General features: G+C 41.2%; 8 protein-coding genes. 3 read left to right on the top strand and 5 right to left on the bottom strand.

Translation table 11 applies throughout. The features are described from left to right. Nucleotides 1–128: 128 nt before the first annotated feature. From rpsB to rplM, 3 genes are all read right to left on the bottom strand, one after another. The gene (gene rpsB, locus HMPREF1505_RS02090; protein ID WP_036864172.1) at nucleotides 129–944 is read right to left on the bottom strand and encodes a 30S ribosomal protein S2; all 816 of its coding nucleotides are present in this window, start codon (nucleotides 942–944) and stop codon (nucleotides 129–131) included. A gap of 309 nt (nucleotides 945–1,253) precedes the next feature. Continuing rightward, a complete protein-coding gene (gene rpsI / locus HMPREF1505_RS02085) occupies nucleotides 1,254–1,640 on the bottom strand; it encodes a 30S ribosomal protein S9 (RefSeq protein ID WP_004358788.1) in 387 nt (128 codons plus the stop codon). 11 nt (nucleotides 1,641–1,651) lie between these two features. Beyond that, nucleotides 1,652–2,116, bottom strand: coding sequence for a 50S ribosomal protein L13 (gene rplM, locus HMPREF1505_RS02080; protein ID WP_004358787.1), 465 nt, complete (start codon nucleotides 2,114–2,116; stop codon nucleotides 1,652–1,654). Nucleotides 2,117–2,680: 564 nt separating this feature from the next. Between rplM and HMPREF1505_RS02075 the strand changes: the two genes are divergently transcribed. After that, nucleotides 2,681–3,775, top strand: coding sequence for a lactonase family protein (locus HMPREF1505_RS02075; RefSeq protein WP_036921748.1), 1,095 nt, complete (start codon nucleotides 2,681–2,683; stop codon nucleotides 3,773–3,775). 349 nt (nucleotides 3,776–4,124) lie between these two features. On the opposite strand, the gene HMPREF1505_RS02070 is transcribed toward HMPREF1505_RS02075, so the two are convergent. Both HMPREF1505_RS02070 and HMPREF1505_RS13255 read right to left on the bottom strand, forming a co-directional pair. After that, the gene (locus tag HMPREF1505_RS02070; protein ID WP_036921745.1) at nucleotides 4,125–6,926 is read right to left on the bottom strand and encodes a fimbrillin family protein; all 2,802 of its coding nucleotides are present in this window, start codon (nucleotides 6,924–6,926) and stop codon (nucleotides 4,125–4,127) included. 49 nt (nucleotides 6,927–6,975) lie between these two features. Then, nucleotides 6,976–7,143, bottom strand: coding sequence for a hypothetical protein (locus HMPREF1505_RS13255; protein ID WP_197017488.1), 168 nt, complete (start codon nucleotides 7,141–7,143; stop codon nucleotides 6,976–6,978). Between the two features lie 640 nt (nucleotides 7,144–7,783). Here HMPREF1505_RS13255 and HMPREF1505_RS02065 point away from each other — a divergent pair. Continuing rightward, nucleotides 7,784–9,688: a GH32 C-terminal domain-containing protein gene (locus HMPREF1505_RS02065; protein WP_036921742.1), complete on the top strand. Its 1,905-nt coding sequence runs from the start codon at nucleotides 7,784–7,786 to the stop codon at nucleotides 9,686–9,688. 628 nt (nucleotides 9,689–10,316) lie between these two features. Beyond that, nucleotides 10,317–12,953 (top strand): substrate-binding domain-containing protein, encoded by a 2,637-nt coding sequence (locus tag HMPREF1505_RS02060; protein ID WP_036921739.1) that lies wholly within the window; start codon nucleotides 10,317–10,319, stop codon nucleotides 12,951–12,953. Nucleotides 12,954–13,161 lie beyond the last annotated feature (208 nt).

Genomic DNA, 13,161 nt, shown 5'->3' with positions numbered 1-13,161 from the left:
TTTTTTGTTTTCCTTTCTAATATTATTAAATATTGTGGGCGTTGATGAGGGATAATAAACTTCACCTATTATTATAAATAAGATAGAAGCTCATTAGCACTCACCAGCGCCCACTATGTTTCTTTTAATTACTCAGCAGCTGGTGCCTCGTTCTCAGCCTTTGGAGCCTCTTCTGCCTTACGAGCAGCACGCTTTGGCTTTGCCTCAGCAGCCTCTTCAGCCTGCTCTGCAGCAGCCTTCTCGTCAGCCTTCTCAGCCTTACGCTCCTCAAGACCCTCTGCGATAGCACCGCAGCAAGCAGCGAGGATAGCCTCTACTGAATCCTTAGCATCGTCATTAGCTGGAATGATATAATCGATGTTCTTTGGATCAGAGTTGGTATCAACGATACCGAATACAGGAATGCCGAGACGGTTAGCCTCCTTAACAGCGATGTGCTCCTTCATTACGTCTACAACGAAGAGTGCAGATGGCAAACGAGTCAAGTCAGAGATAGAACCGAGGTTCTTCTCGAGCTTAGCACGCTGACGTGAAATCTGCAGAAGCTCACGCTTAGAGAGGTTAGAGAATGTACCGTCGTTCATCAACTTGTCGATGTTCGTCATTTTCTTCACAGCCTTACGGATGGTTGGGAAGTTGGTCAGCATACCGCCAGCCCAACGCTCGTTTACGTATGGCATGTTAACAGCTGCAGCCTTCTCAGCTACAACTTCCTTAGCCTGTTTTTTAGTAGCGACGAACAAGATCTTCTTACCACTCTTAGCGATACCCTTGAGTGCCTCTGCTGCCTCGTCTACCTTAGCTACAGTCTTGTGAAGATCGATGATGTGGATACCATTGCGCTCCATGAAGATGTAAGGAGCCATAGCTGGATTCCACTTACGACGGAGGTGGCCAAAGTGACATCCTGCCTCCAATAACTGGTCAAAATTTGTTCTTGACATTTTGTTTGTTTTTACTTGTTTACTTTCTTTTTAATTCTTTCTTGGCGAATGAGCTTCACCACGCTTTGTTAGAATCAACTGACGGGTAGTCCCCCGATAAGGAATCGCGTCAGTTTAGATACTAAACCTTTTCTTTACCTTTGAACTTTGAACTTTGAGGTTTGAACTTTTACCTTTGAACTTTTACCTTTCTGCTTCGTTTTATTCTTTTACCGAACAAAACATATCAAAAAGTTCAATGTTCCAAGTTCAATGTTCAATGGCTATTGTTCAATGTTCAATGCCAACTGTTCAAAGACAAAGAAAATATTAACGCTTACTGAACTGGAAGTGAGCACGAGCCTTTGGCTGACCTGGCTTCTTACGCTCAACAGTACGGCTGTCGCGTGTCAGGAATCCCTGGTCCTTAAGTGCTTTCTTATCTTCAGCGTTAACCTTAACCAATGCACGAGCGATAGCAAGACGCAGTGCCTGGCTCTGACCAGTAAAGCCACCACCATCGAGGTTGGCCTTAATGTCATACTGACCTTCTACACCGAGCAACTGCAGTGGCTGCTTAACCACGTACTGCAGGATAGCTGATGGGAAGAATTCAGTTAAATCTTTCTTGTTGATTGTGATCTTACCGGTGCCCTCTGAGAGGTAAACACGCGCTACAGCGCTCTTACGGCGACCAATTGCATTAATTACTTCCATCTTTCTCCTTATTATTTATACTGGTTAATATCAATTGCCTTTGGCTTCTGTGCCTCGAGACCGTTGAGCTCTGTACCTTCGATAACATAGAGGTTATCCAACAGATGACGACCTAAAGGACCCTTTGGTAACATACCCTTAACAGCATGACGAATCATCTTGTCAATACCGTTCTTACGAGTACGAAGCTGTGCAGGTGTGTTGAAACGCTGACCACCAGGGTAACCAGTATAACGTGTGTAAACCTTATCAGTCTCCTTCTTACCAGAGAATACAACCTTAGCTGCATTGATAATGATTACGTTGTCACCACAATCTACGTGTGGGGTGAAAGTTGGCTTGTACTTTCCGCGAAGAAGCTTAGCTACTTTAGAGCAAAGACGACCTACAACCTGATCGCTCGCGTCAATAACGACCCACTCTTTCTTAGCTGTTTCCTTGTTTACGGAAATAGTCTTGTAACTTAAAGTGTCCATTCTAAAAAATTAATAATTTTACTACTAAAAAACGTTTTCTATTTTTACGACTGTGCTTGACCTAACCATGCTGCCCGGCCAAAGACAACACTATTAACACGTATCGTATGGGGTTCTAAGAAAATCCCCCTTAATAATCGGACTGCAAAGGTACTTATTTTCAACCTTATATAATTGTTTTGGATAGTAGGATTATGTGTAGTTTATGATTATTTAACTAAAACGCTTGCTCGTTTGAGCCTGTTATTGTGTTTCTCAAAGGTTTTTCTAATGTTGTTCTTGCATCTTACCTTATAATATTCGTTGTCGTTGATGGTTGAACTTCTGCCTTACTAAACAGTCAAAATATTAGGCTTATCTCCCTGTGAATGTTTTTAAAAACTTAAAAACAAAGCGGGGAAGTCAAAAATGGTAAAAAAGATAGAGGTTTATCATAGTTTTATTTATTTTTGCAACGCTGTAAAGCTACTTCTTATGTCTTAAAAGAAGGGCATAAGTCCGTGGCTTATTATATTATAATAGGTGAAACATAAAACATAAACAAATATAACAGATTAAACAAAGATGAATTTTAAATCTATTTTATTAGGTGCGGCTTTGGCCGTTAGTCCTGTGTTCGGTTTTGCCGACAGTAATATCAAGATGGTTGTCGGAACCTATACTGATGCTGGTAGTCAGGGGTTGTATTCTTTCTCTTTCGACCAGTCTACAGGTAAGGCATCGGGTATCACTTCGTTGAAGGTTGACAATCCTTCTTATTTTACTTTCAGTAAGGATGGTCGTAATATCTATGCTGTTAGCGAGAAGAATAATGCGACAGCTGTTCTTAACAGCATTGGTTACGACCCTGTAAACGGTACTTTTGCTTTTAAGAACTCACAGCTGACACATGGTGGCGACCCTTGTTATGTGTCTACAGATGGTAAGATTGCACTTACAGCTAACTACTCTGGTGGTACTATCTCTGTCTTCCCAATTCTTAAGAATGGAACACTCGATAAGTCTTTGTTGCAGTTGGGTAGTGTGAAGGGTGGTCCTAACCGTTCACGTCAGAACACACCTCATGCACATTGTGCTATCTTTGCACCTGATGGTTATATCCTTACAACCGACTTCAGTGGCGACCGCATTCTTTGTTTCTCTTATAACAAGCGTGATAAGAAGTTAGAGGATCACGGTGTCGCTGCTCATGTAAAACCAGGCTCTGGTCCACGTCATCTTGTTTTCTCTCCTAATGGTAGATATGCTTATCTTATGAACGAGTTGTCTGGTAAGGTGGTTGTTTATAGTTATAGCGATGGTAAGTTAAAGGAACTTCAGTCTATCGCTGCTGATAATGCAAACGCAGGTGGTGGTGCTGATATCCATGTCAGTCCTGATGGTATGTTTGTTTATGCCAGTACACGTCTGAAGGGTGATGGTATCACTATCTTCCGTGTAGGCAACAAGGGTACTTTGACTCGTGTGGGTGCGCAACTTACTGGTAAACATCCACGTAACTTTGCTATCACACCAAATGGCAACTTCCTCCTCGTTGCTTGTCGTGATGATAACTCTATACAGGTTTACTCACGTGATAAGGATACGGGCTTGCTTAAGAATACTCATCAGGATATTGTCCTCAGCCACCCTGTTTGCGTGAAGTTCTATCCGGAGTAGTGTCCTTTGTGTGGAGTTAAGGAGTTAAGGAGTGAAATGGAGTTAAGGCAATAGTCTTTTCCCTTTCATTCCTTTGCTGTTTTTAGGAGTTAAAGGAGTTAAGGAGTGAAATGGAGTTAAGATATTAGTTTTTCCCTTTCGCTCCTTTGCTGTTATATGGAGTTAAGGAATGAAATGAAGACATAAGTCTTTTTTATCAGTTATTATAATATAATTATAATCAGGATTCTATAATATACCTATACTCCAAATCAGGAGTTGATAAGCACTTTCTGTTCTAATAAGTGAAACAAAACAGCCCCTCAAACTCGCGTCTGAGAGGCTGTAATATATAATTTAAAAAGTCAGTTTACTCTGCTACTGGGCGTACGCCGTAACCATTTCCGTATGATCCATAACCATTTGATGAAGTTATAGGAACATTTAGAGAACCATTCGACATACTTGCTCGATATGCATAACCAAGTTGCCCACCCTGTGAGTTAGCGTCAGAGGTCCAATAAATAGCTGATGTACCATTAGCAGTTAAAGCACCACTTGTACCATAACGAGCTCCACCTGCTTGGAAGTAGATTTCCTTATCGTTATCAACTTTGAATGTATAACCATTGCTCCATACAGCTCCTGTCAAACTAAAGCCCATGAAAGCATGTGCATCAGGTACCTTGAAACCTACAGGAGAAGGGTCATAGATGGTTTTAACATTGTTACGAATAGAACCATCATACTTATTGTTGTTTGCAGACCACAGATTAATAAGCTGCTGATACTGCCAGCTTAATTTACCACCACCAACTTTTGGAAGCATTATGCCAGGATTTTGAATACTATGCCCAATACTACGGGTCTTCATCTTTATTACATTAGCAGGTTCATCTCCCTTATCAGCAGGTATCTCTACATAGCTGTTGTCGAAGGCGAAGCCTGTTGTATTGATACCAGGCAGTGGATCCTTACGTCCCCACTGATAAAGATTTCCATATCCTTCGCGAACATTATTGCCTGCAGCCTGCTTAAGTGTAATCGTTGCTGTCTTCTTTTCGCCTGTTTCAGCCTGTTGTTCTATCTTAACAACAACTTCACGCTTAAGTCCGCCTGTCCATTTGGTGTATTTCCAACCAAGGTTATCAGTCATATACTTATATTCAGAGCCATCACTGGTAACAGGAATCTTCTTGAGAGAACTCTTAGGAGTAAACCATAAGTGCCATGACCACATAACCTTACCTGTTGCATTTGTAACTGCAACAACAGCATTTCCGTTCTGCAGGTTCTCTTTCTTGATTGTAAAGGTAAGGTAAGAGTCTGCGCCACTTCCTGTAACGGCAGGGGCTGTAACGATGTTCTGGCAATCTTCCCAAATAACTTTTGCACTTGTTGCTTGGTCTGAAGCATTCTGTATGTTGATATATGGAGAAGTAATTGGATCATCGTTATGATCAACGAATGTATGTAAGATGAGGTCTTCGGAATAATATCCGCCACCTGGTTTCGGTAAGTGAGTAGCTGGGGCTGTACTTGTATATGCAGAAGCGTTAGTAGCCCCTCTCTTAATAGCATTACCATAAACCAATGGAATACGGTATTTACCAGGTGCACTGATAATGTAACAGTTTGCAGTATTCTCTATTGCATCTGCACCTGTAGCATTAGCAAGATTGTAGTTTGTAACAGGATCCGCAGTCTTCATTGCATTGTTGAAGTCAGCCAAAACGTCACGTTGGTTGGCTTTGAATGTAGCAGTATATTGCTCAACATCTTGCGTTGTAGTTCTACCTTCTTCTGGAATAGTCAGCCAATCAGGCTTCTCACTCATAGAGAAGGTACCATCTCCGTCAGCATCATAGCTAATTACCTTCCATTTAACAGGGCGATGCTGCTTATCATCGTCTACGTATGATGTAACTTTATATGTTGTAGTTGCACCTTCTGTGTTTGCTGCTTCGGTTGGATTAGGAGTAGCTTCGAGAGTATATTTGAGGTTATTAGCTGACTGTGATAATGCGTATGTCTTTGTTGTACCAGCCTTCCAAGTACCAGCGAATGGTGCTACGATAGCTGGAGAAGCCTGATTGTCAAAGTAAACCTTTACCTTGATACCTGCTGCACTCTGTGGAATCATGTAGAATGTGAAGTTATCATTATCCTTACCAACGATAGTCTCGTTGACATGACCTGATGTGTTTACGCTGATACCATCGAGTGTGAAGGTTGCAGGAGTGCTGACATCAGACCATGCACTGTTGAAAGATGCACCTGTAGTAGCCTGTACTGATGAAGGTAAAGTGAACTTACCCTTGCTCTTTGCACCAACAATCTCAATCTTTGTAATCTTATGAGTACCTGACAAGCGGTCGCCAATCTTGAAACGGATAGCGGTCATTGCGTGCTGGAACTGCAAAGGAACTGCAGGCGCAGTACCCTGTGTCGCATAGTGAATAGGTGTTGTACCTGTGCAAGCAGTCATCAAGTCCTTCTGATTCTGTACACCTGGCTCAACTTCAATGTTTACGTATGGAGTTGAAGTGTTAGATGCTGGAGATAATGTTAGCTTGCTGTATGATGTAGTTACTTGTGGATAAACAGCATAGAAACGTGCGTATGGCTCACTCCATGACCAAAGTTGAGTCGTTGCGAGTGTACCGTCAGCATTAACCTCAGCGTTATGGAACCAAGGAGTTGTGCTGATGCCTGTTGCTGAACTACCACGATAAGCGATGGCAGAGAACTTGCCAAGTGTAGCTGTTGTGGTAATCTTAGCACGTGTAGCCACTGTGTTATCGTTTGTAAAGTCGTCGTCAATGCCAGCGACAGTACTCTCTATAAGGCAATACTCACTGTTACCAGGGATTTCAATCTTGCGTGTTGCAAGGTCTTCAGGTGTCAATCCCTGTGTCTTCAACTGCTCTGCGAATCCTGCACGCGTCATAGCAAAGTTAGGATCAGCCTTTGCTGCCTGCTGAGCTTGCTTGTCGGCAGTAGTTACCTGAAATCTTACGGCAGTACCATTCTGCCCAATATTTGTAGAGTCGAGTTCGTTGTCTGAGCAGGCAGTCAGTCCCAATGCTGTTAGTCCGCTAAGACATGCAAATGTGAGTGCTGCTGTTGATTTGCGTCCAGCATTGCACTTGCGAATATTGTTAAACTTCATGAATTGATAATTTGTTTTTTTTTACATTTAAATAGACTACATCTCCTAATTAATTCTCTGGTACGAGGTTTGTATCATCATCGTCCTTATCAGGGTCAAGTACCGTTGGAGTTGTATTAACAGGAGGGCTACCAGCCAAGATTGGGCAATCCCCAGCCAAGCTAAACGTCAAAATTTGAGGCTCTATATAAGCCTTCTTTTCTTTGTCTTGTTTCATTTTTTTAATATTTATACAATTTTTTGGGTGTCCTTAAATGTTTGTTTTATGATGTTTGTGGTGGTTATAGCTAATAAGGTCCTTTAAATCTGCAATTTAATTTGTGTTAGTAATATCGCCTTATTACCCTGAAAGTGGGTGCAAAGTTAATAAAAGATACTCAAATAAACAAATTTTATCTAAATAAAAAGTTTTTCTATCGTCAATCTATAAAACTTAAAAGTGCGTGCTATTGTTTAATTTTAGCGGTAAACGAAATATTAATAAGGATATAAAATATTTCAAAAATAAATCTTGAAAAGGAATAATGAGAGTGGTTTTTGCAAATGATTGATTTTTAGTAACGTATTCTTCGCATTCTGAGGTATACTTTCTATTATTTATTTTTATGATTGTAATGTCCTACTCTTACTATCTTTAATTGGTGTATTGTTGCTCCGCACATATCGTGTTGAGGCTCCGCACGAATGGTGCGGGGGCTTAGCACGGATGGTGCGGAGGGCTAAACACATTGTTATATATAGACGATAAAGGGACAAATTACTTGCAAATACAAAAGAAAGGATGTATCTTTGTTGCTGTAACTCAGGCGCAACCATTACGCAGCATCCTAATGGGAACACCATAACTAAAAGTAGCAATGAACAAAAGAAATCTTTTCCTTTATGCAGCCTTGACAGCTCTTTCCGTATCGGCTACGGCACAGACAATGAACGTTACACGTGCTGGTGACACAACGATTGTGAAGATAGCAAAGTCGCCAAAGTATCTTCTCCTTCCGATTGAAGAGGGGAAAGACGAGGCGCAGGTGATACTCGACAATGGTAAGAAGACTGATACATGGATGGATGTAAGATTAGCACAAGGGAAGACCGACTATTATGTTTCTTTCAAACTCAATAAGGGTAAGACTTCCGTTGTCAAGATTCTGAACCTAAAGGCAGATGCACTGGCACTTCAAAAAGGACAATTGAAACTTTCAAACGTGTGGGATGTGACCAATACCGACTACTATCGTCCTTCTTATCATCACACTCCTTCTTACGGATGGATGAACGACCCTGTTGGAATGTTTTATAAAGATGGGGTCTACCACCTCTGTTATCAATATAACCCTTACGGCTCCATGTGGGGAAATATGCACTGGGGACATGCTGTCAGTCGTGACCTTATCCATTGGAAAGAGGTTGAGCCGACGCTTCAGCGTGACCCTATGGGACATATCTTCTCAGGTAGTACGGTAATAGATAAGGACGGTACGGCTGGTTATGGTAAGAATGCGGTTATCTCCCTTTATACCTCCGATAGTAAGGAGAATGCCCAGACACAATGTATGGCTTATAGCACCGATGGCGGTTATACCTTTCATAAGTATGAGAAGAACCCAGTTTTGAAGCCTTTTGATGGTGTGAAAGACTTCCGCGACCCAAAGGTCTTCTGGTATGAGCCACTGCAGAAATGGTATATGATTGTTTCTGCCGACAAAGAAATGCGTTTCTATTCTTCACCTAATTTGAAGGATTGGACCTATGAGAGTGCTTTTGGTGCAGGCTATGGTGCGCAACCTAACCAGTTTGAATGCCCAGACTTCTTCGAACTTCCTGTTGATGGCAATCCAAATAAGAAGAAATGGGTGATGATAGTGAATATCAATCCGGGTTGTCTCTTTGGTGGTAGTGCTACGGAGTACTTTGTAGGTGACTTCGATGGGACGAACTTCACCTGCGATAGCGACCCTTCTGTTGCTAAGTTCCTCGATTATGGTAAGGATCATTATGCTACGGTTACCTTCTCGGGTGTCAAAGATCGTGTGTTGGGTATTGCCTGGATGAGCAACTGGCAGTATGCTAACGTTACGCCTATCCGTCAGTATCGTGGCGCCAATACGCTTCCACGTGAGTTGAAACTCTTCACAGGTAAAGATGGACAAATCTATATGTCTTCTAATATTGCACCAGAGGTTTCCTACCTAAGAAGAACCTATAAGCGTCTGCCCGACCTATTGGTTGCTAAGGAAAGGGACGCAGAGAACGTCACAGTAAGTAAGGAGAACGCCTTTGAGGTAGAGATGGATGTAACGCCGAACAAGACTTCTAAGACGGGAATAGTCCTTTATAATGATAAGGGTGAGAAGGTAGATATCTACTTTGATATCAAAGCTGGGCGATTAGTTATGGACCGTACGGAGAGCGGAAAGGTTAAGTTTGGTGAGAAGTCAGAACCTCATAAGATTGAAACCGACTATGACGACCGTCAGGAACAGAAGGCTTTAGGTGAGAAGCGCAAGGTGAACTCCATTAATTATAAGAACGACTTTGCACTCGGTACATGGGCACCATTGAGCCTTTGCGACTCCGACACCTACCACTTGGACATCTTTGTTGACAAGTGTTCTGTCGAAATCTTCGTCGATGGCGGTCGTATTTCCATGACCAACCTTGTCTTCCCAACCGCACCATACACCTCTATAAAGTTCTATTCTGACGGCAATAGAGCCTCCTTTAAAAACATAAAGGTGTGCGAGTTAGGAATATTGAAGCGTTAATAGATAGTCTTTTAACGCTAATCGGTAGTCAGAATCAAAGCATATTTTGCTCTAATTATCGATTTGGGGTTAAAGTAAAGGCTGTGGATATATGTTTTTTGGTTCTTCCGAAATATGGAGTGATAAACTAAAACGCTTATATAATAAGGCACACAGAGGGACGGAGAGGACGGAGCTAAAGGCAATGTCACGGAGGTGCCGATGGCACAAAGAGCGACGGAGGTGCAGCGTACAGATTTCTGATAACCCTTTTGGTATGAACGCTTTGTATATAAATTGCTGACAGAATTGGCAAACTATCTCCGTCGCTCTACGCACCGACGGTGCCTCCGTGCCTACCAGTGCTTTGTTTTGATAATCCTCCGTACTCTCCGTTCCTCTGTGTGACATCTCGCCAAAGACCTAAGCTTAGGCGGATTATTATCACTCCAAAATTCTGAAGACCCTATTTTTTTTATTAAGAACGGACAAGAACGGAAAGGTTGAAAAGATAGTCAACGCTGGCTTAGTAGATACAGAATTACTTACTTCTATACTTGCAAATACAGAAGAAAGAATGTAACTTTGTTGCGGTAAACCTGTATTATCTCAATTGTTTTTGGGATTATATATAATCTACTTGATAATTATGCAGATGAAACAATGGCTATATGTCGTTTTTCTTACATTGGTGTTTTCAGCCTGTTCGGATAACAACGTAAAAAAATATGTTATAGGAGTATCTCAGTGCTCTGAAGATATTTGGCGCGATAAGCTCAACAACGAACTTGTGATGAGTACCTATCAGCATGATAATGTAACACTGAAATTTGCTTCAGCTAATGATAATGACAGGTTACAGAAACAACAGATTGAACAGTTTATAAAGGAAGGGGTCAACCTTCTTATTGTTTCTCCCAATCAAATTCATACGATTTCATCGGTCATCGATAAAGCATACGATGCAGGAATCCCTGTTATCCTCTTCGACCGTAAGACCGATTCAAGAAAGTATACAGCCTTTATAGGGGCTGATAACTATGAGGCAGGACACGAAATCGGCTATTTTATCGGGCAGCAGTTAGAGGGTAAAGGGAATATTGCAGAGATTTGTGGATTACAAGCATCGTCTCCTGCTATCGAACGAAACCGTGGCTTTATGGATGCTTTGAAGAATTATCCTGATATAAAGGTAGTGGCTCGTGGGTATGGAGACTGGATAAAAGAAAGTGGTGTCACGGCTATGGATAGTATACTTGTGCAGTCTAAGGAGTCTTTCCAATATGTCTTTGCACAAAATGACCGCATGGCTTTAGGTGCTTTGCAATCTATAAAGAAGCATAAGGTTAAGGGAATAAAAATAGTTGGAATAGATGCTCTTCCTGTACCAGGAGGAGGTATGGAGAATGTTCGTGATGGTAATTTAGAAGCTTCTTATATCTATCCTACCCGAGGCGATTCGGTTATGCAACTCGCGTTGAATATCCTTGAGAAGAAGCCTTATAAGCGTGACAACTATCTAAAAGGTGCATTGGTAACAAAGGCAAACGCTAATGTTTTACTTATGCAAAATGAAGAGATGAACAAGCAGACCGCCCGTCTCAATGCACTTCATGGGAAGGTAGATACTTATTTGGTGCAATATAATCATCAAAAGATGTATATTGTGCTTTTTAGCATAATCCTTCTCTTACTGATAGGTATTATGGTTTATATCTATCGAACCATCCTTATGAAGCGAAGAATAGAGGAAGAAGCCAACAAAGCAAAACTTCAGTTTTTTACAAATATAAGTCATGAATTGCGTACACCACTTACGTTGATAGCTGATCCTGTGAACTATATCATCCATGATGATAACCTTAATTCACAACAACGAAGTATGCTACAGATAGTACAACGCAATGTGCTTGTCCTGACACAATTGGTCAGTGAGATTCTTGACTTCCGTAAGGTGCAGAATGGTAAGATGGAACTACGCCTCTCCGACTTTAATCTTACGGAAAGTATGAAACAATGGATTAAGCTTTTCAGTGTCTCTGCACAGAAGAAGCATATTGCCATTAGTATGGATGCCCCTGATACAATCATGCTCAGAGCAGATCAAGATAAGATAGAGCGAATCTGTTATAATCTTCTTAGTAATGCCTTAAAATATACGTCTGAAGGAGGGGAAATCTCTCTGACAGCTAAAGAAGAGAATGGACGTGTTATGATTAGTGTGGCAGATAATGGTTGTGGTATTTCAAGTGATGAGCTTCCTTATATTTTTGATCGTTTCTATCAAGCAAAGAATGCAGGACGTGGTACGGGTATTGGGTTGGCTATTGTGAAAGCTTTCACAGAATTGCATCACGGAGAAGTAAGTGCTACAAGTATAGAGGGAAAAGGAAGTACCTTTACTATTCATATTCCTGTTAGACAGAAAGGAGAGGTAACTAACCAGCCTACAGAGAAAATAGAACAATTGGTTGAGCCATCATCCGCAGAAGAAGTTCCGAATCAAGCTCGTCATATAGATGAACTTATACAGCCTTATCAAACAGATAAACCAGAGGTGTTAATCATTGATGATAATATCGATATTCGCACTTATTTAAGGTCGGTACTATCCGAAAAGTATAATGTGAGTGAAGCCGCTGATGGAAAAGTTGGTTTGGAACTTGCACGGAAAATAGTTCCAGATATAGTGTTGTCGGACATTATGATGCCTGTGATGGACGGATTAGCGTTTTGTCAACAGCTGAAAACGGATAAAGCTATCAGTCATATACCTGTCATTTTACTAACAGCACGTAGTCTTGATGAGCAACGCGCTGAGGGGTATGAGCATGGCGCAGATGCTTATTTGTCCAAACCATTCTCACTTCGTCTACTCCTTTCACGTATTGATAATCTCATAGAAAGTAGGAAAAAGTTGAATCAAACATGGTCAAAAGGCGTTGAGGACGATGAAATCGGTAATATTTCGAATGAAATTGATAAATCTTTCCTCAAGCAATTGCGAAAGATAATACAAGAAAACCTCGCAAATAGTGACTTAAGTGTAGAGCAGATTGGCGATGAAATCGGACTTTCTCGTGTACAACTTTATCGGAAAGTAAAGGCTCTTACGGGATATTCTCCTGTAGAAATTGTACGTAAAGCCCGTCTCACTCGTGCCCGTCATCTCCTTCAAACGACTGAGCGTACGGTGTCTGAAGTGGCTTATGCTGTTGGCTTCTCTACGCCCAGTTATTTCTCAAAATGCTATAAAGACGAGTTTGGGGAGAATCCCAAGAAGTGATAATAGGATTATGTAAACTGTTTAAAATAAGTGATATAGGCACTTGTGGGTGTGTAAATCTCCTGTAAGGTGAGGTGTTGCCCACTTAAGAAAATGAACGATTTGTCAGATTCGTGAGAATAGACAAATCGTTCATTTATTATTAATATCTTTTTTATGTAACATTTATTACATTCGGAGAACGATTATTATTGAAAAAGGATATCAC

The organism is Prevotella sp. ICM33 (assembly GCF_000517825.1).
Lineage (GTDB): Bacteria > Bacteroidota > Bacteroidia > Bacteroidales > Bacteroidaceae > Prevotella > Prevotella melaninogenica.
Note: the sequence above shows the minus strand (reverse complement) of the source record. Positions and strands in the feature narration are given on the sequence as shown.

Coding starts and splice junctions, on each gene's coding strand:
- rpsB (WP_036864172.1), bottom strand. CDS start 944: ATGTCAAGAACAAATTTTGACCAGTTATTGGAGGCAGGATGTCACTTT.
- rpsI (WP_004358788.1), bottom strand. CDS start 1,640: ATGGAAGTAATTAATGCAATTGGTCGCCGTAAGAGCGCTGTAGCGCGT.
- rplM (WP_004358787.1), bottom strand. CDS start 2,116: ATGGACACTTTAAGTTACAAGACTATTTCCGTAAACAAGGAAACAGCT.
- HMPREF1505_RS02075 (WP_036921748.1), top strand. CDS start 2,681: ATGAATTTTAAATCTATTTTATTAGGTGCGGCTTTGGCCGTTAGTCCT.
- HMPREF1505_RS02070 (WP_036921745.1), bottom strand. CDS start 6,926: ATGAAGTTTAACAATATTCGCAAGTGCAATGCTGGACGCAAATCAACA.
- HMPREF1505_RS13255 (WP_197017488.1), bottom strand. CDS start 7,143: ATGAAACAAGACAAAGAAAAGAAGGCTTATATAGAGCCTCAAATTTTG.
- HMPREF1505_RS02065 (WP_036921742.1), top strand. CDS start 7,784: ATGAACAAAAGAAATCTTTTCCTTTATGCAGCCTTGACAGCTCTTTCC.
- HMPREF1505_RS02060 (WP_036921739.1), top strand. CDS start 10,317: ATGCAGATGAAACAATGGCTATATGTCGTTTTTCTTACATTGGTGTTT.